This window comes from Paraburkholderia sp. 22099 (assembly GCF_052045835.1).
GTDB classification, from domain to species: domain Bacteria; phylum Pseudomonadota; class Gammaproteobacteria; order Burkholderiales; family Burkholderiaceae; genus Paraburkholderia; species Paraburkholderia terricola.
Window position 1 is genome coordinate 12,210 of the sequence record NZ_JBQEPU010000038.1, and the last position, 22,884, is coordinate 35,093.

Annotated in this window: 14 protein-coding genes, 1 pseudogene and 2 riboswitches; of the genes and pseudogenes, 9 read left to right on the forward strand and 6 right to left on the reverse strand. The window is 66.6% G+C overall.

Annotation, left to right across the window (positions count from 1 at the left end; all coding sequences use genetic code 11):
• The first annotated feature begins 112 nt into the window (after positions 1-112).
• The 5 genes from ACTJLC_RS27465 (at position 113) to ACTJLC_RS27485 (ending at position 10,004) form a co-directional block, all read left to right on the forward strand.
• Positions 113-3,589 carry a DEAD/DEAH box helicase gene (locus tag ACTJLC_RS27465; RefSeq protein WP_310132703.1) on the forward strand — a complete coding sequence of 1,159 codons (3,477 nt, stop codon included), beginning with the start codon at positions 113-115 and terminating at the stop codon, positions 3,587-3,589.
• A gap of 961 nt (positions 3,590-4,550) precedes the next feature.
• Complete coding sequence (locus ACTJLC_RS27470) at positions 4,551-5,288, forward strand: response regulator transcription factor (protein WP_073432596.1); 738 nt, start codon at positions 4,551-4,553, stop codon at positions 5,286-5,288.
• On the forward strand, positions 5,285-6,736 hold the full coding sequence (locus ACTJLC_RS27475; protein WP_310132701.1) for a FecR domain-containing protein: 1,452 nt from the start codon (positions 5,285-5,287) through the stop codon (positions 6,734-6,736). Before ACTJLC_RS27470 ends, ACTJLC_RS27475 begins: the two co-directional genes overlap by 4 nt.
• A 60-nt stretch (positions 6,737-6,796) precedes the next feature.
• Entirely contained in the window at positions 6,797-9,322 is a 2,526-nt protein-coding gene (locus ACTJLC_RS27480; protein WP_310132699.1) for a CHASE2 domain-containing protein, read from the forward strand.
• Positions 9,323-9,383: 61 nt separating this feature from the next.
• Positions 9,384-10,004 (forward strand): DUF4136 domain-containing protein, encoded by a 621-nt coding sequence (locus tag ACTJLC_RS27485; RefSeq protein ID WP_154873573.1) that lies wholly within the window; start codon positions 9,384-9,386, stop codon positions 10,002-10,004.
• Positions 10,005-10,065: 61 nt separating this feature from the next.
• Here ACTJLC_RS27485 and ACTJLC_RS27490 read toward each other — a convergent pair whose 3' ends face one another.
• From ACTJLC_RS27490 to cobA, 6 genes and pseudogenes are all read right to left on the reverse strand, one after another.
• Positions 10,066-11,238 (reverse strand): Fic family protein, encoded by a 1,173-nt coding sequence (locus ACTJLC_RS27490; RefSeq protein ID WP_073432599.1) that lies wholly within the window; start codon positions 11,236-11,238, stop codon positions 10,066-10,068.
• A gap of 155 nt (positions 11,239-11,393) precedes the next feature.
• Positions 11,394-12,065, reverse strand: a complete 672-nt coding sequence (gene bluB, locus ACTJLC_RS27495; RefSeq protein ID WP_073432600.1) for a 5,6-dimethylbenzimidazole synthase — start codon at positions 12,063-12,065, stop codon at positions 11,394-11,396.
• The gene (locus tag ACTJLC_RS27500; RefSeq protein WP_114164638.1) at positions 12,049-13,455 is read right to left on the reverse strand and encodes a cobyrinate a,c-diamide synthase; all 1,407 of its coding nucleotides are present in this window, start codon (positions 13,453-13,455) and stop codon (positions 12,049-12,051) included. The genes bluB and ACTJLC_RS27500 overlap by 17 nt, the downstream gene beginning before the upstream one ends.
• A gap of 3 nt (positions 13,456-13,458) precedes the next feature.
• On the reverse strand, positions 13,459-14,061 hold the full coding sequence (gene cobO / locus ACTJLC_RS27505; protein ID WP_073432601.1) for a cob(I)yrinic acid a,c-diamide adenosyltransferase: 603 nt from the start codon (positions 14,059-14,061) through the stop codon (positions 13,459-13,461).
• The gene (locus ACTJLC_RS27510; protein WP_440845824.1) at positions 14,058-14,633 is read right to left on the reverse strand and encodes a cobalamin biosynthesis protein; all 576 of its coding nucleotides are present in this window, start codon (positions 14,631-14,633) and stop codon (positions 14,058-14,060) included. The genes cobO and ACTJLC_RS27510 overlap by 4 nt, the downstream gene beginning before the upstream one ends.
• 18 nt (positions 14,634-14,651) lie before the next feature.
• Positions 14,652-15,359 (reverse strand): annotated as a pseudogene (gene cobA / locus ACTJLC_RS27515) (uroporphyrinogen-III C-methyltransferase); the annotation flags it as partial.
• Between the two features lie 221 nt (positions 15,360-15,580).
• Positions 15,581-15,819, reverse strand: a riboswitch (cobalamin riboswitch).
• A 68-nt stretch (positions 15,820-15,887) separates the two neighbouring features.
• Positions 15,888-16,156, forward strand: a riboswitch (cobalamin riboswitch).
• A 90-nt stretch (positions 16,157-16,246) separates the two neighbouring features.
• Between cobA and cobW the strand changes: the two are divergent.
• The 4 genes from cobW (at position 16,247) to ACTJLC_RS27535 (ending at position 22,867) form a co-directional block, all read left to right on the forward strand.
• On the forward strand, positions 16,247-17,347 hold the full coding sequence (gene cobW, locus ACTJLC_RS27520; RefSeq protein ID WP_310134211.1) for a cobalamin biosynthesis protein CobW: 1,101 nt from the start codon (positions 16,247-16,249) through the stop codon (positions 17,345-17,347).
• Positions 17,348-17,353: 6 nt separating this feature from the next.
• Entirely contained in the window at positions 17,354-21,154 is a 3,801-nt protein-coding gene (gene cobN, locus ACTJLC_RS27525; protein ID WP_310134208.1) for a cobaltochelatase subunit CobN, read from the forward strand.
• Between the two features lie 10 nt (positions 21,155-21,164).
• Positions 21,165-22,196 (forward strand): ATP-binding protein, encoded by a 1,032-nt coding sequence (locus ACTJLC_RS27530; RefSeq protein WP_310134205.1) that lies wholly within the window; start codon positions 21,165-21,167, stop codon positions 22,194-22,196.
• Positions 22,197-22,327: 131 nt separating this feature from the next.
• Positions 22,328-22,867, forward strand: a complete 540-nt coding sequence (locus ACTJLC_RS27535; protein ID WP_374709876.1) for a vWA domain-containing protein — start codon at positions 22,328-22,330, stop codon at positions 22,865-22,867.
• The last annotated feature ends 17 nt before the right edge of the window (positions 22,868-22,884 follow it).

The following is a 22,884-nucleotide window of genomic DNA, read 5'->3' on the forward strand; positions in this document are numbered from 1 at the left end:
CCACGGGCATTCGATGCCGGACGCAATCGCGCCGGCAGGCGCCGCCGAGCGCCTGCCGCGCCGCGTCTGTCCGCGCACGATGCCTTCGCCGGCTCGAATAGGATGGACCCTGATGTCGTCAGTTTTCTTTGATCGGGAACGGATCGCGGAATGGCTGGGTGACCATACCGTCGCCAAGGCGCGCCTGGTGGGCGCCGTCACTAACATGCAATGGCGCGGCGCGACGCTGAGCGGGGACGTACAGGGCACGCAACCCAGTCCGTACAGAACGCGGGTGCGTTTCCGTAACGGCGGCGGATTGCCCTGGGCGCAGAGCGACTGCACTTGCCCCGTTGGCCGCAACTGCAAGCACGTGGCCGCGCTGCTGCTCGCCGCGCTCGAGTTTCAGGACGAGATGGACCACGTCATCTACGTCGATGACGATGCCGACGACCGCGACGCTCAGCGCGGCGGTTACCGCCAGGCCCGATCCGCGGCGAAAGCGGAGCCCGCGGCGGGCGTGCGCCCTGAACTGGTGAGCTGGCTGGAACGGTTTCGCGCGCGCGCCGAAGCCGCCGATGCGCTCGCTCAAAAGGGCGGCGCCGCGCGCACCCAGACGCTCGCGTATCTGTTGAACTGGTCGAACTTCCACATGCGCCACGAAGTCGTGCTGTACCGCGCGCGCTGCGATGCCGACGGCACCATCTTCGAAGTCGACGAGCCCTGGAGCAATGTGGAGTCGGCGCTGCTCAAGCAACCGAAGTTTGTCTCCGACGAGGATCTGTCGATCCTGCGCGGCCTGTGGCTCGGCCGCTCGCGCGAGGATTTCGGCCAGTTCATTCTGCGCGGCACGAGCGGCGCGGAAATGCTGCAGAAGCTGATCGCGACGGGGCGTCTGTTCTTCGAGTTCGATCCCGAGCCCGGTCGGGAAGGACCGACGCCGTTGTCGCGCGGCGCCGACCGGCCCGGCCGGATCGAGTGGGAGCCGCTCGCGGACGAGCGTCTGCGGCCGGTGCTGTGCACCGAGCCGCGCGCGAGCATGGTCCTGCCGACCGAGCCGGTCTGGTATGTGGACGGCGCGGCGCATGAAGCCGGCATCGTGCAATCGTCGCTGCCGTTCCAGCAGTTGCCCGACTACCTGGCGATGCCGCCGATCTCGCTCGCCGAAGCGCCGCTGGTCGCCTCGGTGCTGCGCGAGATCGCGCCCGAACTGCCGCTGCCGCCGGCGCACGACGCGTCCGCGATTCGCGTGATCGACGTCGATCCGGTGCCGGTGCTCACGCTCAACAGCCATGCGTTGCCGTCGGCGGGCCGAGCCGCGCAGCGCAAGCCCGAAGCGGTCGAACTCGCCGGCGTGAGTTTCGATTACGACGGCGTCAGCATCAACGTCGACAGCAGCGTCACGCTCGTGCCGATGCCGGGCGGCGACGTCATCCATATCCGCCGCCGCTACGAGGCCGAGAAAAAACGCCTGCTCGAGCTGCGCAAGACGGGCTTGCAGAAAGTGCCCACGAGCCGCGTGTACGGCGCGCGGCTGTTGCCCGACACGATGCTCGGCCTGCCCGATGCCGACGCCTGGTCCGCGTTCGTCAACCACGCGGTGCCGGATCTCGTGAGCAAGGGCTGGCGCGTGACGATGGCGCCCGAGTTCCGCTACAACGTCATCGAGATCGACGCGATCGACGGCACCGCGCACCAGGCGGGCGACGGCTGGTTCGATCTGGAGATGGGCATCCGCATCGGCGAGCGCAACGTGCGGCTCGAACCGCTGCTCGCCGATCTGTTCCGGCGCGACCGGCGCTGGCTCGGCGGCGCGCTCGACAGCATCGCCGACGAAGAGCCGATCGAACTCAAGACCGAAGAAAACAAGCGTCTGCGCTTGCGCGCCGATCGTCTGAAGCCGGTGGTGCGCGTGCTGGTCGACCTGTTCGACGCGCTCGGCGGTTCACTCGCCGACGGCGCGCCGCTGCGCGTGCCCTCCGTCGATGCGGGCCGGCTCGAAGCGTTGAACAGCACCGGCCGCTGGCAATTCCGCGGCGACGATTCGATCCGTCTACTGGCGCAGCGTCTGCAAGCCGGTCCGGGCTTGCATGAGGTGCCCGTGCCGCGCGGCTTGCGCGCGGAACTGCGCGCGTATCAGCAGCAGGGCCTGAACTGGATGCAGTTTCTGCGCGCACAGGATCTGGCCGGCGTGCTCGCCGACGACATGGGCCTGGGCAAGACCGTGCAGACGCTCGCGCACATCCTCGCGGAAAAAGAGGCGGGGCGGCTGAACCGCCCCGCGCTGATCGTGGTGCCCACCACGCTCGTGCACAACTGGCGCGAGGAAGCACGCCGCTTCGCGCCCGAACTGAAGGTGCTGGTGCTGAACGGCCCGCAGCGCAAGGAGCGCTTCGAGCAGATCGGCGAACACGAACTGATCCTGACGACTTACGCGCTGCTGTGGCGCGATCAGAAGGTGCTCGCCGAACACGACTATCACTTGCTGATTCTCGACGAAGCGCAGTACGTGAAGAACGCCACCACCAAGGCCGCGCAGGCGATCCGCGGATTGCGCGCGCGGCATCGGCTGTGCTTGACCGGCACGCCGCTGGAGAATCACCTGGGCGAGTTGTGGTCGCAATTCGATTTTCTGCTGCCGGGTTTTCTCGGCAGCCAGAAAGACTTCACCCGGCGCTGGCGCAATCCGATCGAGAAGAACGGCGATGGCGTGCGCCGCGCGCTGCTGGCGCGCCGTATCCGGCCGTTCATGCTGCGCCGTCGCAAGGACGAGGTCGCGAAGGAGTTGCCGGCCAAGACCACGATTGTCTGCTCGGTCGATCTGGAAGGCGCGCAGCGCGATCTCTACGAAACCGTGCGCACGGCGATGCAGGAGAAGGTGCGCGCGGCGGTCAGCGCGCAAGGTCTCGCGCGCAGCCACATCATCGTGCTCGATGCGTTGCTGAAGCTGCGCCAGGTGTGCTGCGATCCGCGTCTCGTGAAAACGATCAAGATCGCCGACGAGGTCGACGCGCACGGCGAGAGGCGTGAGCGCGCAGAAAAGAACGAAAAGGCCGAAAAGGGCGCGCGCGCGATGCGTTCGGCGAAGCTCGATCTGCTGTTGTCGATGCTGCCCGAACTGATCGAGGAAGGGCGCCGCGTGCTGCTGTTCTCGCAGTTCACCGGCATGCTCGCGTTGATCGCGCAAGCGCTCGAAGACGCCGCGATCCCGTATGTGATCCTGACCGGCGACACGGCGGATCGCATCACGCCGGTCGAGCGTTTTCAGCAAGGCGAGGTGCCGTTGTTCCTGATCAGCCTGAAGGCGGGCGGCGTGGGGCTGAACCTCACCGCCGCCGACACGGTGATTCACTACGATCCGTGGTGGAACCCGGCCGCCGAGAATCAGGCCACCGACCGCGCGCATCGGCTGGGGCAGGACAAGCCCGTGTTCGTCTACAAGCTGATCGCCGCCGGCAGCATCGAGGAGAAAATCGTGGAGTTGCAGGAGCAGAAGGCGGGCCTCGCGGACAGCATTCTCTCCGACGACGCCGCGGGCGCGGCCAAATTCTCCGACGACGACCTCGACGCGCTGTTCGCGCCGATGCCGGAAATCGAGGGCGGAAGATGAGGCGGCGCGGCCTCATGCTCTGTTGCACTGGGCGCGTTAGCGTGCGAAGAACGCGTCGCTAGCCGGAGGCGTGGGTGGCGCTGTAACAAAACGTCTGCATCTGTAAATGGAGAGCCGCGCACCGCTTCAGGTCATACGATTTTTGCGGCAAGCCGCACGTCGATGGACGCGTGCCGCCCATGACCTCCACGTAAGAGCTACCGGCCCGCCCGTTACAAATGAAGTTCTTTCATCTTGAACTGGATTTCTGTACCGGCTAATTTCATCTCACTCGTGTGGCTAGACCCCCGCGAGCGTGTGGTGTTTTTAAGCGGCGTCGGGCTCGAGCGAGGCGACGCCGCATTTTTATCTCATCGCGTGAATCCCCAATCCCGATCTTCATTACGCACGCTGCGCCGTGCCGCCCCATCGAGCCGAAACGCGCTTAACAATCCTTAAACGATTTATTTTGAGACTGTTTCTATACTGACTCGCAAATTGTCAAATCGCTGTTTCGCGAGAACGGCAGCGGCGAGACAGGACAAACGCAGACGGGGCGAATCACCGCGCGAGTGAGACCAACAATTCAAAGAGCGGCCGATTAGCGGTCGATAAAAAACCGGCGAAGAACCGGCGAAGCCTGAGAGCGCACGGGGGACGTGCAGGGAGCGGCTCCAATCGCAGAGCCGGCCGGATTGCCGATTAACGGCAACCCGGAAAAGCCGCGACAGTTTTCGATTATCATGACCTGCCCCACGAATAACCGCGCGATAAAGCCATAAGAGCGAGGCGTTCGCGGCGATTTCAGGATAGTCGGGTTGCATAGCCGAACGGGGGCGCGGGGCGCAGGACCATTAATCGAAAAATGTGCGGCGGGAGATGAAATCGCAAGCCGGATCGTCGGTGCAAGCGCCGTCATCCCGGTTATCCGCCGGTTTGCCGGCCACCAGTTACGAATGACGATGTCGCGTTGCGGGGTTTTATGAGAATAGCTGTCCTGGATGACGATTCGGCTCAGGCCGATCTGGTTTGTCAAACGCTGGCTACGGCCGGCCATGTCTGCCACGCCTTTGGCGCCGGCCGCGAACTCGTGCGGCAACTGCGGCGACAGACGTTCGATCTGCTGGTGCTGGACTGGAACGTCCCCGACATGTCGGGCGAAGAGGTGCTGCGCTGGGTGCGCGAAAGCCTGTCCGAGCGCTTGCCGGTGTTGTTCATGACGAGTCGCGGCCGCGAGACCGACATCACGTCGATCCTCAACACCGGCGCGGACGATTACGTCGTCAAACCCGTCTCCGGCGCGGTGCTGCTGGCGCGCGTCGGCTCGCTGCTGCGCCGCGCGTATCACCTGAAGCCCGCCGCCGCAAAAGAAATTTTCGGCGACTTCGAATTCGATCTGAGCGCGAAGCACGTGGTGGTCCGCGGCGCGACAGTGGCGGTCACGCAAAAGGAGTTCGAGCTCGCGCTGCTGCTGTTCCAGCACCTGAGCCGGCCGCTGTCGCGCGCGCACATTCTCGACGTGATCTGGAAGCAGGCGACCGACATCCCGTCGCGCACGATGGACACCCACGTATCGATGCTGCGCAGCAAGCTCGGCTTGCGTCCCGAACACGGCTACCGTCTGACGCCGATCTACGGCTACGGCTACCGGCTGGAGCGGCTCGAATCCGGCCCGCAGCCCGCGCCGGGCCACGAACGCCCGCAGGCGGGGGAGGCATGACGGTTTCGGCCGTCGTGCCTCCGCGCCACCGCGCGGGTTTATCCGTTCGCCGCGGCGGCGCATGGTTCGCGGCGGTAAGCGTGTTGGCGATGACCTGCCTCGCGCAGGTGTCGGCGCATGCGCAATCGCCGCGCGCGCCGCAGCCGCGCATCAAGACGCCGGCGCCCGCCTACGTCTCCTACCTGACCCGCGAAGGCGACACGTTATACGACATCGCCGGCCACTATCTGCGGGCGCCGGGCGATTGGGCGGTGTTGAGCCGCCTCAACGACATGCCCGCGCCGCGCCGCATGCCGGCCGGCATCGCCTTGCGCCTGCCGGCGGACCGGCTCAAACAGGATCCCGAATCGGCCCGCGTGATCGCGACGAGCGGCCCGGTCGAGCATGCGTTCGGCAAGAACCCCTATCTGCCGGTCAAGCCCGGAACGACGCTCGGCGAAGGCGACCGCATCCGCACCGGCCCGGATGGTTTCGTCACGTTGGAATTGCCGGACGGCTCGCATGTCACGATCGCGCAGGAAGGCGAGCTGGACATCGGCAGGCTGCGCCGCACCACGTTGACGGGCGCCGCCGACCGCGTTCTCGAACTGCGCCGCGGCGCGGTCGAGAGCCAGGTCACGCGTGCGACGAAAAAAGACGACCGCTTCCAGATCCGCTCGCCGTCGGTGGTGGCGGGCGTGCGCGGCACGCGCTTCAAGGTGGCCTATGACGGCGACGCGCAAACCACCGCCGTCGAGGTGCTGGACGGCGCGGTCGGCGTCGATCCCGGCGTCGCCGCCCACCGCGCCGGACCGCCGCCCGGCGTGCCGCTGCAGGCGTCGGTGCAACTCGTGAAGGCGCGCTTCGGCAGCATCACGCGCGCGGGCGAGGCGATCGGCGAGCCCGTCGAGTTGCTGCCCGCGCCCGCGCTCACGCAGCCCGCCAAGGTGCAGGACGGCGAGACCGTCGCGTTCGACCTCGTGCCGGCCGAGCGCGCCGTGGCCTACCGCGTGCAGATCGCGCGCGACGCCGACCAGCTCGACCTGATCCGCGAGTTGCGCGTGAGCGCGCCGCACGCGGACTTCGGCAATCTGGCCGACGGCACCTATTTCGTTCGCATCGCGGCCATCGACGGACACGGTCTCGAAGGCATGCCCCAGGTGTACGGCTTCGAGCGGCGCCGGCTCGGGCTGGCCGCATCGGCGGCGCAGCGCGCCGGCAGCCGCGACTACGAATTCCGCTGGTTCGTCAGCCGCGCCGCGGGCGAGACGCGCTTTCGCTTCGTGCTGGCCGCGAGCGCCGATCTGCGCCATCCGATCGTGGACCGCACCGATCTGAGCGGCGGGCAATTCGTCGTGAGCGATCTGCCGGCCGGCGTCTACTATTGGACGATCATCGCCGAGCAGTTCGAGAACGGCCGCTTCTACGAGACGAGCAGCAGCATCCGCTCGTTTACGCTGGCGCGCTGACGCTGGTAGATTCACGGGGCCGGCGACCCAGCCGGCCCTTTTCATCAACCACGCGACGCTTTGCCAACTACACCTACACGCCTGAGCCTCGATCCGCGCGCCCGTCTCGGACGGCGCGCCGGCCGCCGCTTCCTGTTCGAATGGGTGGGGATCGGCTGTCTCGGCCTCGTCGTGATTCTGCTCGCCTCGCTCGGGCGGCTGACCGCGAGCGTCGACAATCTCGTCTACGACGGCTTTCTAAGCCTGCGCGCACCGCCGTTGTTGCCGAATATCGTGGTGGTCGAGATCGACAACGCCAGCATCGCGCAACTCGGCCGCTGGCCGTGGCCGCGCGGCACCCACGCCAAACTGCTCGAACAGATCGCGAAGGCCGAGCCCGCCGCGGTGATCTACGACGTGCTGTTCACCGAGGCCAATCCCGAGGACGCCGAGCTGGCCCGCGCGATCGCGCTGACTCCGACCTACCTGCCGGTGCTGCTCACGCCGCCCGACAGCGCGGGGCGGCGCGTCGTCGTCGAACCGGTGGCGCCGCTCGCGCACGCGGCGGCCGGGCTCGGCCATATCAACCTCGAAGTGGACAGCGACGGCATCGTGCGCAGCGTCGCGCAGTTCGAGGGCGACGCAACGTCACGCTGGCCGCAATTGATGGTGCCGGTGGCGCAAGCCGTCGAACACGGCGCGATTCAGTTGAACGAGCGGCTGCCGCGCCGGCGGTCGTTCAGCGAGGCGGCGGCGATCCGTTCATCGAACACTGCCGAAGGCGAAGGCCGCTTCCTGATCCCGTTCGGCCCGAACGCGCAGAACTACGCGAAAGTCAGTTTCGCGAGCGTGCTCGCCGGCGAGGTGAACGCGGACCAGTTGCGCGGGCGTATCGTGCTGATCGGCGTGACCGCGTCCGGCTTGTACGACCGGTTCGCGACGCCGGTGTCCGGCGAATTGGGTCCGCTGCCGGGCGTCTACATCCACGCGAACGTGCTCGACACGCTGCTGAGCGGCCGCGAGATCGAACCGGTCGGGCGCTGGGCGCTGTTCCTGGCCTCGCTCGCGCCGCTCGCCGCGTTGCTGGCCGGTTTTCTGGTGTTGTCGCCGCGCCGCTCGCTGCTGCTGACCGGCGCGCTCTGCGCGCTCGCCGCCGCGGGCAGCGCCGTGCTGCTGTACGGCTTGCGGCTATGGATGTCGCCGGTGCCGGCGATCGCCGGCGTAGTCGTCGTGTATCCGATCTGGAACTGGCGGCGCCTCGAAATGACGATGGCCTATCTGCGCGAAGAGTTGCAGCGCCTCGCCGACGAACCGCACCTGCTGCCCGAAACGCCCAAGCGCCGCCGCGAGTTCGGCGGCGACGTGCTGGAGCAGCACATGGCGTTGATGGCGCAGGCCGCGCAGCGCGTGCAGGACATGAAGCGCTTCGTGTGGGACAGCCTCGACAGCATGCCCGAGCCGATTCTGGTCAGCGACCTGCACGGCGTCGTGCTGATCGCGAACCATGCCGCGAGAGCGCATTTCGCTCGCCTCGGCGCGCCGCCGCCGGAAGGCCGGCCGATGCAGGCGGTGCTCGGCGGGCTGAGCTTCGTCAAGACCATCGACCGGGGCGCCGCGTCGGGTGCGTCCGATGATGCGTCCGACGCCGACAACAATCTGCTCGCCCACGCTCACTGGCCCGCGCCGCTCGACCCGGCGCGGCATGAATTTGCCGCGCTGATGGCGCAGGGCGTCGAGGTGCGCGACGCGCACGAGCGCGACCATCTGCTGCGCTACGCGAACTGCACCAATGCGCATGGCGAGACGACCGGGTGGATCGCGGGTCTCGTCGACGTGTCGGCCCTGCATGCGGCCGAGCGTCAACGGGAAGACGCGTTGCGGCTGCTGTCGCACGATATGCGCTCGCCGCAGGCGTCGATTCTGGCGCTGGTGGAAATCGAGCGCGCCCGCAGCGAACCGGTGCTCGCGCGCGGCTTGCTGGAGCGCATCGAACGCTACGCGCAGCGCGCACTGACGCTTGCCGACGACTTCGTGCAACTGGCGCGCGCGGAATCGCAAACCTACCTGCTCGAACCGGTGAGCCTGACCGAGCTGATGATCGACGCCAGCGACGAAGTATGGCCGCAAGCGCACGCGAAGCGCATCACGCTGCAAACGGACGCGGGCGGCGCGGCCGAGCTCGACGAGGGCCACTGGATCTGCGCCGACCGTTCGCTGATGACGCGCGCGCTCGTCAACATTCTGAACAACGCGATCAAATACAGTCCGCCGGACACGCGGATTTCCTGCAGCCTCGACAATCTTCCTGGCGTGACGGCGACGCCTGGCGCCGCGCGGCGCGTGTCCTGCACGATCCGCGACGAAGGCTACGGCATTCCGAAGGAGCAGCAGGCGGATCTGTTCGAGCGCTTCCGGCGCTTTCACGAAACCGACCGGCCGGAAGTGGGCGGCGCGGGGCTCGGCATGGCGTTCGTCAAGACCGTCGTGACGCGTCACGGCGGCGAGGTTGCGGTGCTCAGCGCGCCGGGCGAGGGCACCGCTGTTACCCTCTGCCTGCCCGCGTTCGAGGACACGCAATCCGATGTCTCCGCGAGGCCGGGCGCATGACGCGCGCACACGTTCCTTATCGAGGCTGATGGAGCTTACCGAGGCTTACCGAAGCGAGAAGATGGTGAAAGCGATTTTGATCTGTGCCGCGCTGGCCGCGGCGAGTCTCAGCGGTTGCGCGGGTCCGAGCGCCGAGGTCCATACCGCCAGTTCCGCTGCCGCGCGGCAAGGCGAACGAACCTACGCGATTACGCGCATGCCGTCGCAGGCGGCGAGCGCGGATCAGCCGCGCTTCGAAGCCGCGGTGCGCGACGAGCTGGCGAAAAACGGCTTCGTCGAGATGACGGGCGAGCCCGCGCGCTACTTGCTGTCGATTGCTTATGACACGCGGCCGGCGACGATCGGCGTCGGCGTGAACGACATGAAGGATTGCGCGCCAAGCGGCTGCGGCCGGCAGAGCGAGCCGCCCTTCTCGCTGTTCGGCGGGCGCGCGTACCGGCATTCATTGACGCTGCGCCTGTTCGAGCGCGCGAGCGGACAGGAGGTCTATAAAGTCAGCGCGGTGATGAGCGATCGCGATGCCGATCCGCTGCATGCAATGCCCGCGCTCGCGAAAAGCGCGCTGGCAAAATTTCCGTTCGATGCGCCGCCCGACTGGCATGTGAAGCTACGCACCGATAAGGCGAGCGGCGCGCTGGACGTGGTGTCGGTGAAGCCGGTGCAGGCTCGGTCTCGGCCGTGAGGCGTCGCCGTCATGGCAAGCCTGCCGCCTGAGCGGCCGACGATTTAGCCATGACGGCAAGTCAGCCGTCGCGGGAGGGCGTATCGGCGATGGCCGTGTCCGCTGCCGCCCACCCTGGCATGTTCAGGTAATAGCGGGTCGAGCGGCCGGCGCCCACCCTGGACAGCAGCCCCATGTTCTCGAGTTCGATGAGTTCGCGCGACGCCGTGGCCCGCGAGGTGTTGCCGACGCTCTCGTACTTGCGGGTGTTCATGCCCCCTTCGAAGCCCTTGGGACCGGCATCGAGCAGAACGTTGACGACTTTGCGTTGCCGGGTCGTGAGCACCTTGTCCCGATGGTTCATCCAGAAAACGGCTTTATCGAGCGTGGCGTCCACGACGCCGGATGCTTCCTCGCAGGACACACGCACCTGTTCGACGAACCATAGAACCCATTCGGTCACGTCGAGCTCGCCATGCTGGGCGCGCTCGAGCTGCTCGTAATAGTCGCGGCGCTTGTCGAGCAGGCGCTGCGAGGTACGAATCAAGCGGCTGACCTCACCGCTGTCGCGCGCCAGCACAAGGTCGATGAGGACGCGACCGATGCGGCCATTGCCGTCCTCAAAAGGATGAATCGTCTCGAACCACAGGTGAGCGAGTGCTGCCTTGACCAGATGGTCGTGCTCGGTCGTTGCGTTGAACCAGTCCAGGAACTGCTGCATTTCCGCCGGGACCTGGGCCGAGGCCGGGGCCTCGTAGTGGACCCGTTCGCGTCCAACGCGGCCGCTGACGATCTGCATTGGCTCGGCATGCTCGCGATAGGCCCCGACAAGGATTTTGACCATGCCTGAGTAGCCGGTAGGAAAGAGAGCCGCCTGCCAGGCGCACAAGCGCTCGTGTGTGAGCGCCGCTTGCCTTTGCCGCACCGCGTCATCCATGATGTCGAGCAGGCCTTCGACGCTCCGCGGCGCGTTGGGGCCATCCTGATTCCCGACGCCGAGTCGCCGTGCCACGGACGAACGCACGGCGGTGAGGTCGATGCGTTCGCCTTCGATGGCTGCCGTCGCGACCGCATCCTGGCTCCAGGCCTCGGCGGCGAGTTCGAGGCGCTGTTCGAAGCCGAGACTCGCCAGTTTGCCTTCAACGATGCCCTGAGCCCGGTGCGCGCGGGCCAGTTCGCCGCCGACGCGAATAGCGTCGTAGTGCATGCCGGGCCACGTGGACGCTTGCCAGATGAGAGGGTGGGTGGATGTCATGACGCTCGGTGAATATTGAGGCGATTACGGGCTCTAATCGACTCATATCGTGAGTCGAATACCAGTATAGCCGACCGTGAGGCGATTGCGCGCCTAATCGCCTCAAATCATGAGTCGATTAGGCGCGCCTCGCGCATCCTGCGACTCGCTTGCCGCTAACCCAGCGTCTTTTTGCCTTCCGTTTCAACTTCCGGCCAGCGGTTTTCAAACACGCAATCGGCGAGCGCCATGCGGCTAGCCCAGCGTTCGGTTTCCAGCATCGGCTGGTTGTAAAACGCCTCGACGTGCCCGAGACACAGAATCGCCACCGGCCGCGCGCCCTCGGGCATATGCAGCAGCGTGCGCACCACGTCGACGTCGAATAGCGACACCCAGCCCATTCCCAAACCTTCCGCGCGTGCGGCGAGCCACATGTTCTGGATCGCGCACGCCACCGACGCGAGATCCATCTCGGGCAACGTGCGGCGCCCGAAGATGTGCCGCTCGCGGCCGTCCATCAACGCCATCACCAGCAGTTCGCCGCAGTCCCGCATGCCTTCCACTTTCAGTTTCATGAACGCCTCGCGCCGTTCGCCGAGGGCGTCGGCGGTGGCGAGCCGTTCGCTTTCGACGGCTGCGTGCAAGGCTTCGCGCAACACCGGATCGGTGATGCGCGCAATCCGCCACGGCTGCATATAACCGACGCTCGGCGCATGATGCGCGGCGTCGAGCAGGCGCTGCAACACGGCGGGGTCGACCGGATCGCGCACGAAGTGGCGCATGTCGCGCCGCTCGTGAATCGCGCGGTAGACCGCCTCGCGCTCGGCGTCGTTAAAAGGCTTCGCCATGGAACAGGGCGGCCGCGAAAGCCGGGTTGGAGGGCCAATAAGCATGCATGTACGTCGCGACGATCGAACCGACGCGGAACACGGCCTCGCCGGGTGCGTCACCCTGTGGCCGGGTGGCCGAACGCAGCGGCGTGAGCGGCGTCGTCAGCTTCGAATAGTGGAACGTGTGGCCGGTCATCGGGCCGTGCACGCTGTCGATCTGTTGCATGCCGAGCGCGGTGAAGCGCGTTTGCATCGTTGCGTGGCCGGGCAGCAGGCCGAGCATTTGCGTGCTCACGCCATGCGTATCGGTGAGCTGTTCGAGCAGATACAGCATGCCGCCGCATTCGGCGACGAGCGGCTTGCCCGCCGCCGCATGCGCGCGGATCGTCGCGCCGCTGCGCGTGTTGCTTGCGAGCGCGGCGGCGTGCAGTTCGGGATAGCCGCCGGGAAGATAGAGGGCGTCGGCATGGTCGGGCAACGGATCGTCCGCGAGCGGCGAGAAGTACACGACCTGTGCGCCGAGCGCTTCCAGCAGCGTGACGTTGGCCGGATAGACGAACGAGAACGCGGCATCGCGCGCGATCGCGATCCGCTTGCCTTCCAGAAGACGCGGCGGCACGTCCGGCGCAGGCTCGCCGAATTCGACCGGCGGCGGCAGTTCGGCCAGCGCGGTGTTCGCGAGCGCATCGGCGGCACGGTTCAGCCGCGCGTCCAGGTCGTCGATTTCCGCCGCCTGATGCAAGCCGAGATGGCGGTCGGGCAACTCGATCTCGTCGTTGCCGCTGACGTGTCCGCACCAGCGTATGTCCGGCGGCAGCGCTTCCTCGAGCGTCCGCGCGTGCCGCGCGGAGCCGACGCGATTGGCGAGCACGCCGTAAAACGGCAGCTCGGGCCTGAATCGCGCGAGCCCGAAGGCGACCGCGCCGAAGGTCTGCGCCATCGCCTTCGCTGAAATCACCGCGAGCACCGGCACGCCGAACACGGCGGCGAGGTCGGCGCTGCTCGGCGTGCCGTCGAATAGACCCATCACGCCTTCGATCAGGATCAGGTCCGCTTCGGCCGCCGCCTGCGCGAGCAGCGTGCGGCAAGCGGCTTCACCGACCATCCACAGATCGAGCGACAGCACGGGCGCGCCGCTCGCGCGCGCGAGAATCATCGGGTCGAGAAAATCCGGGCCGGTCTTGAACACGCGCACGCGCCGCCCCAGCCGCCGATGATGGCGCGCGAGACCCGCGGTAATCGTGGTCTTGCCTTGACCCGAAGCCGGCGCGCTGATGAACAGCGCGGGACATGCCGTCGAGGTCGTTCCGTTCGGGAACGCCCCTGAAGAACTGCCCTCGGCGGGCGCTCCGGACGAAGTGCCTTTCGGCTGCGCCTCCGAAGCGCTCTTATCGGGGCTCGCGCTCATCGCTCAGAACTCCACGCCGCGCTGCGCTTTCACGCCTTGCTCGCGGTACGGATGCTTGACGATGCGCATCTCGGTGACGAGATCGGCGGCCTCGATCAACGCATCCGGCGCGTGACGGCCGGTCACCACCACGTGCAGCATCGGCGGGCGAGCGTTGATCACGGACAGCACCTCGTCGAGCGGCAGGTATTCGTACTTCAGCACGGTGTTCAGCTCGTCGAGGATCACCATCTGGTAGTCGCCGCTCTCGATCATCCGGCGCGCTTCGTCCCAGCCCTTGCGGGCGGTGGCGATGTCGGCGTCGCGGTTCTGCGTGTTCCAGGTGTAGCCATCGCCCATCGTGACGAAATCGCAATTGGCGATCGCGCCGAGAAAATCGCGCTCCGACGTGTGCAATGCGCCCTTGATGAACTGCACGACGCCGAGGCGCATGCCGTGTCCGAGCACGCGCACGGCCATGCCGAACGCGGCCGTGGTCTTGCCCTTGCCGGTGCCGGTGTTGACGATCAGCAAGCCCTTTTCGACGGTGGCGTTGGCCTGTTTTTTCTCGTGGCCTTCGCGCCGGCGTTCGGTCATGCGTTGATGCGATTCGGGATCGGTTTTCATGGAAGGTCCTGTTTCTCGGTGTCGTGGGTTGTCGGTTCGTGTTCGGTCCGGGCGATGATCGAGGCAATCGCCACGGTCACGCCGGCATGCGCGGTCTTGCGGACGAGGAGTTGGGCGTTGGGTACAGCCGACGCAGCCGACGCAGCCGACGCAGCCGACGCAGCCGACGCAGCCGACGCAGCCGACGCAGCCGACGCAGCCGACGCAGCCGACGCAGCCGACGCAGCCGACGCAGCCGACGCAGCCGATGCAGCGGACCCGGCCGACACGTTAGCCGCGCCGAGCAGCGCGCACGGCTCGCAAACGCCGTCCACGCCGAGATGCTCGCGTGCAACCGCCGAAGGCTCGTCTACAGGTATCGCCGCGATCTGCTCGGGGCTGAAGAGTGCGATCGGCAACGCGTGGCGTGCGCAGAATTCGAGCAGGCCTGCTTCGTGGGTTTTGCTGTCGATCGAGGCGATCGTGCTGATTTCGTCGAACGTATGCGACCCGAGCGCGGCACGCACGGCCGTTTCGATCTGCACGGCCGAGGTGTGCAACCGGCAACCGACGCCGACGCTCAGCGTTTTCATGGGCGCGCGCCGCGCCAAAGCCAGCGACGCGACGCCGCCGATCACCACGATCGCCGGCGAGCCGAGCCCGGCGCGAGACACCGTATCGGCGAACTCCCCGAGCCGCGCCAGCGCATGCCGTTGCTCGGGCCGCGTGGCCGATTCGATCGCGGCGCACGGCGTATCAGCGTTCATGCCGGCCGCGAGCAACGCCGCGACGATATCGCTCAAGCGCCGCATGCCCATGTAGATCACCAGCGTCATGCGCGTGGCGACGAGCGCGGCCCAATCGGGCTCGCCGCTGCCGGCGCTATGTCCGGTGACGAATACCACGCCTTGCGCATGATCGCGATGCGTGACCGGAATGCCGATCGCCGCGGGCGCCGCGATGCCCGCCGTGATGCCGTTGATCACGTCCGCGTCGATGCCCGCTGCTTGCAGCGCCTGCAATTCCTCGCCGCCGCGCCCGAACACGAACGGATCGCCGCCTTTCAAACGCGCGACGCTGCGCCCGGCCCGCAGATGCGCGAGCATCTGTGCGACGATGCCGGCCTGCGGCGTGGACGGATGTCCGCCGCGCTTGCCGACGTAAATCACCAGCGCGTCGGCGCGCGCGAACTGCAATACGTCGGGATTCACCAGATCGTCGACCAGCACCACGTCGGCTTGCGCGAGCGCGCGGGTTGCCTTGAGCGTCATCAGTTCGACGTCGCCGGGGCCCGCGCCGATCAGCCACGCGCGGCTCATCGCGGCATGCATGGCGCGCGCCATGTCGTGACGGACGGGAAGGGCCGAAGCGCCAGGAGGGCGTGCGAGCCGGCGGAAAGGGAAGAACTCATGCGGTGCTACGGATATCAGGCATGACGTAATGCGCCGCTTCACCAAGATACATGCAAGCGGGGACCACGCCGTGCTTCAGCGCCATCACATCCGTCCCTCGCGGATTCCGGCGGCCGGCAGCGTGACGTTCGCTGCCTCCGCGTCTGGCCGGTATCCGGGCTGGCGGCCTCATGCGCTTTGCCTTCCCGTCCGCATTCGTCGGACAGTGGCATCGAAAACGCATGCGCGGCGCTATAAAACCCATCGAGCGCCGCAGGTCGCTTACCGTTGCGGGGACAGCACAGGTTGAGCGCGGCAAGCGCGGCCTGTTTCCCGTTTAACTGCACACGCGAATGCATGTGCGGGCACCAAACGCGCGCTTACGATAGCACATGACGCCCCATCCGATAAGCGCCTCCGTCCTCGCGTTTTCTTGACTGCGCCGGGTCGCGGGCCTACACTCGCACGCACTTTGGTGCTCGTGTGCGCGCTCCTGCGCATGCAGTTAAACGGGAAACAGGGCGCCCGCCTTCAAGGACCGGGTCAACCTGTGCTGCCCCCGCAACGGTAAGCGAAATGCGGTACGTCACGTACCGCGGAGCCGGCTTCGATGTCCACGCGCAAGGCCGCGTCGGCATACAACCACTGGGCGAGAAATCACTCGCACGGGAAGGGGAAGCGGCGCTTTCGCCAGCCCGGATACCGGCCAGAGCACGCAGGACGAACGCCGCGGGGATGCGGCATGCGTTCATGACCTCACCCCGCTTGCTGTCTTTCCCTGTTGCAGCAACGCCGTCGATCGAATGGACCTCACGATGCAAACTCAAATGCGCAAGATCCCCGTCACCATCGTCACGGGCTTTCTCGGCAGCGGCAAGACCACGCTGCTTCGGCACATTCTTCGGCATGCGGGCGGCAAGCGCATTGCGGTGATCGTCAACGAGTTCGGCGAGCTCGGCATCGACGGGGAAATCCTCAAGGGCTGCGGAATCGGTTGCGACGAAAACGGCGTCGAAACCGAAGGGCAACTGTATGAACTGGCGAACGGTTGCCTGTGCTGCACCGTGCAGGAAGAATTTTTTCCGGTGATGGAAAAACTCGTCGAGCGCCGCGAGCAGATCGATCACGTGCTGATCGAAACGTCGGGCCTCGCCTTGCCCAAGCCGCTGGTGCAGGCGTTCAACTGGCCGCAGATCAAGAACAGCTTCACCGTGGATGCGGTGGTCACCGTAGTGGACGGCCCCGCCGCCGCGAGCGGCCAGTTCGCCGACAACCCGGCCGCCGTGGATGCGCAACGCAAGGCCGATCCGAATCTCGATCACGAATCGCCGCTGCACGAACTGTTCGAGGATCAGTTGTCCGCGGCCGATCTGGTGATTCTGAACAAAACCGATTTGCTCGACGACGCGCGGCAAAGCGCCGTGGAAGCGCTCATTCGTGAAGAGATTCCGCCGCAAGTGAAGATCGTGCGCGCGCAGATGGGCCAACTCGATCTGCACACGTTGCTGGGTCTCGAGGCGGCTTCGGAAGAAACCATCCACTTGCGCCACGATCACCACGGTTCCGCCGACGACGCCGATCACCACCACGACGAATTCGACTCGGTGGTGGTGCAGGCGAGCGCGCCGTCGCGCGAAGCGGTGATCGCCGCGTTGCAAGGGCTGGTCGAAACGAACACGATTTACCGCGTCAAGGGTTTCGCGGCTTTGCCGGGCGCGCCGATGCGTCTGGTGATCCAGGGCGTGGGCCGGCGTTTCGATAGTTATTTCGATCGGCGCTGGCAGGCGCATGAAACCGATGCGGGACTGCAAAGCCGCTTCGTGCTGATCGGCGAGGACCTGGATCAGCACGCGCTGCAACGCGCATTCGACGCGGCGCTCGGCGTGGCGTCGAGCGCCGAAGCGCAACAGGCGTAAGCGCCCATGCATCTGCTGCGCACCACGCCGGGTGGTTTTGTCGACGACACGCAAGGCGTGATCCGTATCGATCAGCGGCCCGCCGATATCGTGGTGCTCAGTTCCGCCGACACCACGCTGTCGCTGCTCGCCAGCGTGTTTCCTCGTCTCGGAGACGGCTTCCCGAGCGTGAGGCTCGCGAACGTCACGTATCTGCGGCAGCCGGCCTCGGTCGATTTTTATGTCGAGGACGTGTTGCAGCATGCGCGCGTCGTGGTGGTCGATCATCTTGGCGGCGAAGCCTATTGGCCCTACGGCATCGAGCAGGTGGTCGCGCTCGCCGAGCGCAAGCAGCAGACGCTCGCGATGTTCTCCGGCGATCTCCAGGAAGACCCGAACCTGCTTGCGCGCAGCACCGCGAGCGCCGATCTCTGTCATCAGCTATGGCGTTATCTGCGTGAAGGCGGCCCGCAAAACGCCGAGGCGTTTCTGCGCTGCATCGCGTATCGCGGCTTCGGTTGGGGACGCGAGCCCGCGCCGCCGCGCGCGTTGCCGGCCGCGACGCTTTATCACCCCGAGCGCGATACGCCGACGATCGCCGACTGGCAGGCGCGCTGGCGGCAAGACGCGCCGGTGGCCGCGATTCTGTTCTACAAGGCGCATCTGCAAGCGGCCAATACGGCGGTGTTCGATGCGCTGATCGATGCGCTCGAGGCGCAAGGTCTGAATCCGTTGCCGATCGCGATCACGTCGCTGAAAGACGTGATGAGCCGCGAAGTCGTGCAGTCGCTCTGTGCGCAACATAACGTCGCGCTGGTGCTGAATACGACCGCATTCGCCGCGTCCGCGATCGACGACCCCGAGCCGCTCGCGCTCGCCGGCGACGCGCCGGTGTTGCAGGTGATCCTGAGCGGCGGCAACCGCGACGACTGGCTCAAGGACAATCAAGGTCTGAATTCGCGCGACATCGCCATGCATGTCGCGCTGCCGGAAGTGGACGGCCGCATCATCACGCGCGCGATCAGCTTCAAGGGGCTCGCGTATCGCTGTCCGCACACGGAAGTCGACGTGGTGCGGTATCAACCGGACCTCGAACGCGTGAGCTTTCTGGCGGAACTGAGCCGCCGCTGGTGCCGTCTGCGCACGCTCGACAACGCGGACAAGAAGCTCGCGCTGATCCTCGCCAACTATCCGATGAGCGAGGGGCGCATCGGCAATGGCGTGGGCCTCGATACGCCGGCCTCGGTGGTCGGCATTCTGTCGATGCTGCGCGATGAAGGCTACCGTCTCGCGGACTTGCCCGCGCACGGCGACGCGCTGTTGAAGAAGCTCACCGAAGGCGTGACCAACGATCCGGTCGTGCGTGATTTGCGGCCGGCATTGCAAAGCCTCGCGCTCGACGATTACCGCGTGTACTTTGACGCGTTGCCCGCCGAGGCACGCAATGCGTTGAACGCGCGCTGGGGGCCGCCCGAGCAGGACCCCACGTTGCGGCGCGGCCGTTTCATGATCGCCGGCTGGCGCTGCGGGCATGTGTTCGTCGGCATTCAGCCGTCGCGCTCGCGCGAGCAGGGCGATTACGCGAGCTATCACGACGCCGAACTCGTGCCGCCGCACGCGTATCTGGCGTTCTACTTCTGGCTGCGTCACCAGTTCGGCATCGACGCGGTCGTGCACGTCGGCAAGCATGGCAACCTCGAATGGCTGCCCGGCAAGAGCGTTGCATTGAGCGACGCGTGCTGGCCCGACCTGATTCTTGGACCGATGCCGCACCTGTATCCGTTTATCGTCAACGATCCGGGCGAGGGCAGCCAGGCGAAGCGGCGCGCGCAGGCCGTGATCGTCGATCACCTGATGCCGCCGCTCACGCGTGCCGAAAGCTACGGGCCGTTGCAGGATCTCGAACGCCAGGTCGACGAATACTATGAAGCGCTGATGGTCGATCCGCGCCGTTCCAGGCTGTTGCGGCGCACGATTCTCGCGACCATCGTCGAACATAGGCTGCATGAGGAACTGAGTTTCGCCGAGCCCGCTGGACAGGATGACGAGGACGCGCTGCTCACGCGCGTCGACGCGTGGCTGTGCGAGCTGAAGGAAGCGCAGATCCGCGACGGCTTGCACACCTTCGGGCAATCGCCCGAAGGTGTGCAGCGGCGCGATACGTTGCTGGCTTTGGGGCGCTTTCCGGTCGGCAACGGGCAAGGCGGCAACGCCGGTTTGATCGACGCGTTGGCGCGCGATCTGTGCATCGATCATCTGTTCGATCCTTTGTCGGTGGATTGGTCGGCGGTGTGGAACGGGCCGCGTCCCGACCTCTTGCAGCACGTGAGCGATGCGCCGTGGCGGCACGGCGGCGATACGCGCGAGCGTCTGGAGTTGCTGGCGGCGCAGATGTTGCGCGCTGTATGCGGCGATGATGCGCATGCCGTGGCGCCGGCGGCCGGAAGCTTGCCGCAAGCCGAACGGGTGATCGAGCGTCTGCGTCACGATGTACTGCCACGGCTCGACGCATGCGGTCCGCAGGAGATGCGGCATCTGAAGCGCGGCCTCGAAGGGCGCTTCGTGCCGCCGGGGCCGAGCGGTTCGCCGTCGCGTGGCAGGCCCGATGTGCTGCCCACCGGCCGCAACTTCTATTCGGTCGACACGCGCGCGATTCCCACGCAAGCCGCGTGGTCGCTCGGTTTGAAATCCGCGCAGCAGTTGATCGAGCGGCATCTGCAGGAACACGGCGACTATCCGCGCGCTATCGGCCTGTCGGTATGGGGCACCGCGACCATGCGCACGGGCGGCGACGATATCGCCCAGGGGCTCGCGTTGCTCGGCGTGCGGCCCAAGTGGGCGCCGGGCAGCCACCGCGTGACCGATTTCGAAATCATGCCGATCGAGGTATTCGACCGGCCGCGTATCGACGTCACCTTGCGCGTGTCCGGTTTTTTCCGCGACGCCTTCGCGAACGTGATGCATCTGTTCGACGCGGCCGTGCAGGCGGTGGCCGAACTCGACGAACCCGAACACCTGAATCCGATTCGCGCCCGCGTGCTGCGCGAACGCGACGCGTTGATCGCGCGCGGCATGGACGCCGCCGAGGCGCGCAAGCGCGCCGGCTGGCGTGTGTTCAGCGCGCGGCCCGGCGCGTATGGCGCGGGTCTGCAAGACATGATCGACTCGCGGCAATGGCAAACCGATGCCGATCTCGCGAACGCGTATCAGGCGTGGGGCGGTTACGCCTACACGCAAAAGAACGCGGGTGAGGAAGCGCGCGACACGTTCGGCGCACGCCTCGCCGCAATGGACGTGGTCTTGCAGAACCAGGACAACCGCGAGCACGATCTGCTCGACTCGAACGACTATTACCAGTTCCAGGGCGGCATGGTCGCGGCGGTGCGTCATCTGGCCGGCAATCAGCCGCACGTCTATCACGCCGACCACAGCAACCCGGCCGCGCCGCGCGTGCGCACGCTGCACGAGGAAATCGCGCGCGTGGTGCGCTCGCGCGTAGTCAATCCGAAATGGCTCGATGGCGTGAAGCGTCACGGTTACAAGGGCGCGGCGGAAATCGCCGCGACCGTCGATTATCTGTACGGTTACGATGCGACCGCGCGCGTGGTCGCGGATCATCAATACGCGCTCGTCACCGACGCTTATCTGAACGACGCCGATACGCGCGAGTTCTTGCAGCGCCACAACCCGCATGCACTGCATTCGATCTGCGAGCGCCTGCTCGAAGCCATGCAGCGCGGTTTGTGGCAGGCGCCCGGCGACTATCGCGCGCAAGTCGAACGGCATCTGCTCGCGAGCGAGCAGCAGATCGAAGGAAGGCAAACATGAAGGCAGCGACATGACGGCAGCAACCCAGCGACCCGCGTTTCCCTTTGCCGCGCTGATCGGCCAGGCGCCGTTGCAGCAGGCGCTGTTGCTGGCCGCGATCGATCCGGGGCTGGGCGGCGTGCTGGTGAGCGGACCGCGCGGCACGGCGAAGTCGACCGCCGCGCGCGCGCTTGCTGAGTTGCTGCCGGAAGGGCAACTGGTGAATTTGCCGCTCGGCGCGAGCGAGGATCGTCTGATCGGCACGCTCGATATCGAAACCGTGCTGCGCGATGGTTCGGTGCGCTTTTCGCCGGGCCTGCTCGCCAGGGCGCATCGCGGCGTGCTGTATGTCGATGAAGTCAATCTGCTGCCGGATGCGCTCGTCGATGCCTTGCTCGACGCCGCGGCAAGCGGCGTGAATACCGTCGAACGCGACGGCGTGTCGCACAGTCACGATGCGAGCTTCGTGCTGATCGGCACGATGAATCCCGAGGAAGGCGAGTTGCGTCCGCAGTTGATCGACCGCTTTGGTTTGATGGTCGAGTTGCAGAACTGTTATGAGCCGCGTGTGCGTCACGAAATCGTGAAAGCGCGGCTGGCGTTCGATCTCGATCCTGGCGGTTTTCGCGCGCGTCATGAGCAAGCGCAGCAGCGCTATGTTCAGCGGATTCGCGCGGCGCGCGAAGCGCTGCCGCAACTCGCGTTCGACGATACGGTGCACGCGCGCGTCAGCGCGCTGTGCATCGGCGCGGCCGTGGATGGTTTGCGCGCCGATCTCGTGATGTTGCGCGCGGCGCGGGCGTTGGCGGCGCTGGAACAGGCGGCGGCGATTAGCGCCGAGCATGTCGATCGGGTCGCCGAGGCTGTGCTGGTTCATCGGCGGCATCAGCGTGACCCTCAGCAGGGCGATGACGCGCGCGAGAGCGGTTCAAAGGACTCGTCCCCGACTGCACACGATGCGGCCGCAGCCAGTAGCGAAAGCGATTGGGGCTACCTGCCGCCCGAGCGTTCCGCCATCACTCAGGTCAAAGGCGTCATTCCACTTAGCGCAAAAAAACGCTGAGCCATCGGAAGGGCGCCGCCGCTGACTCGCGCAGCGGTTTTCGATGGCGGCAAGGCGCGGGCGTGAATTCGCGCAACCGCTTGCGCGGCACGCCGGGCAAGCGGATCGCGTGGCCGCCGACGCTCGCCGCGATGCGCCAGGAGACGCTGCGCGCCGAGCATCTGCGCTTCGTGCGCGAGGCGCCGCGCGGCGGTGTGCTGCATTGCTTCGTCCTCGATTGCTCCGGGTCCATGCTGGCCGGGCAGCGCCTCGCGCTCGCCAAGGGGCTGCTGATTGCCTTGTTCGACCGCGCGAGCGCCGCGCGCGCCGAAGCGGCGCTGATCTGCTTCGGCGGCAATGGGGCGGACGTGCGTTTCGGTCCCGCCGTGCCGCGCTGGTGGAATGAACGGTGGCTGCGTCCCGTGGGCGGCGGCGGCGGCACGCCGCTCGCGTCCGGCGTTCGCGAGGCGGCACGCTTGCTGGAACGCAGCGCGCGCCGTCGTCCGGCGCAGCAACGCTGGCTGTGGATCCTGACCGACGGCCGCAGCAGCGATCAGCCGACTCGCCCGCTCGACGCCGATGAAATAGTATTCGTCGATTTCGAACGTGAGGCGATACGGCTGGGCCGCTGCGAAGCGCTGGTCGACGCGTGGGACGCGCGGCGTTTTACGCCGGAAGAACTGATCGGTTAGCGCGCGTCGCAGTGCGC

Excerpts from the sequence above, each read along its gene's own strand:
- ACTJLC_RS27465 (WP_310132703.1), top strand. The coding sequence starts at position 113 with ATGTCGTCAGTTTTCTTTGATCGGGAACGGATCGCGGAATGGCTGGGT.
- ACTJLC_RS27470 (WP_073432596.1), top strand. The coding sequence starts at position 4,551 with ATGAGAATAGCTGTCCTGGATGACGATTCGGCTCAGGCCGATCTGGTT.
- ACTJLC_RS27475 (WP_310132701.1), top strand. The coding sequence starts at position 5,285 with ATGACGGTTTCGGCCGTCGTGCCTCCGCGCCACCGCGCGGGTTTATCC.
- ACTJLC_RS27485 (WP_154873573.1), top strand. The coding sequence starts at position 9,384 with ATGGTGAAAGCGATTTTGATCTGTGCCGCGCTGGCCGCGGCGAGTCTC.
- ACTJLC_RS27490 (WP_073432599.1), bottom strand. The coding sequence starts at position 11,238 with ATGACATCCACCCACCCTCTCATCTGGCAAGCGTCCACGTGGCCCGGC.
- bluB (WP_073432600.1), bottom strand. The coding sequence starts at position 12,065 with ATGGCGAAGCCTTTTAACGACGCCGAGCGCGAGGCGGTCTACCGCGCG.
- ACTJLC_RS27500 (WP_114164638.1), bottom strand. The coding sequence starts at position 13,455 with ATGAGCGCGAGCCCCGATAAGAGCGCTTCGGAGGCGCAGCCGAAAGGC.
- cobO (WP_073432601.1), bottom strand. The coding sequence starts at position 14,061 with ATGAAAACCGATCCCGAATCGCATCAACGCATGACCGAACGCCGGCGC.
- ACTJLC_RS27510 (WP_440845824.1), bottom strand. The coding sequence starts at position 14,633 with ATGAAAACGCTGAGCGTCGGCGTCGGTTGCCGGTTGCACACCTCGGCC.
- cobW (WP_310134211.1), top strand. The coding sequence starts at position 16,247 with ATGCAAACTCAAATGCGCAAGATCCCCGTCACCATCGTCACGGGCTTT.
- cobN (WP_310134208.1), top strand. The coding sequence starts at position 17,354 with ATGCATCTGCTGCGCACCACGCCGGGTGGTTTTGTCGACGACACGCAA.
- ACTJLC_RS27530 (WP_310134205.1), top strand. The coding sequence starts at position 21,165 with ATGACGGCAGCAACCCAGCGACCCGCGTTTCCCTTTGCCGCGCTGATC.
- ACTJLC_RS27535 (WP_374709876.1), top strand. The coding sequence starts at position 22,328 with ATGCGCCAGGAGACGCTGCGCGCCGAGCATCTGCGCTTCGTGCGCGAG.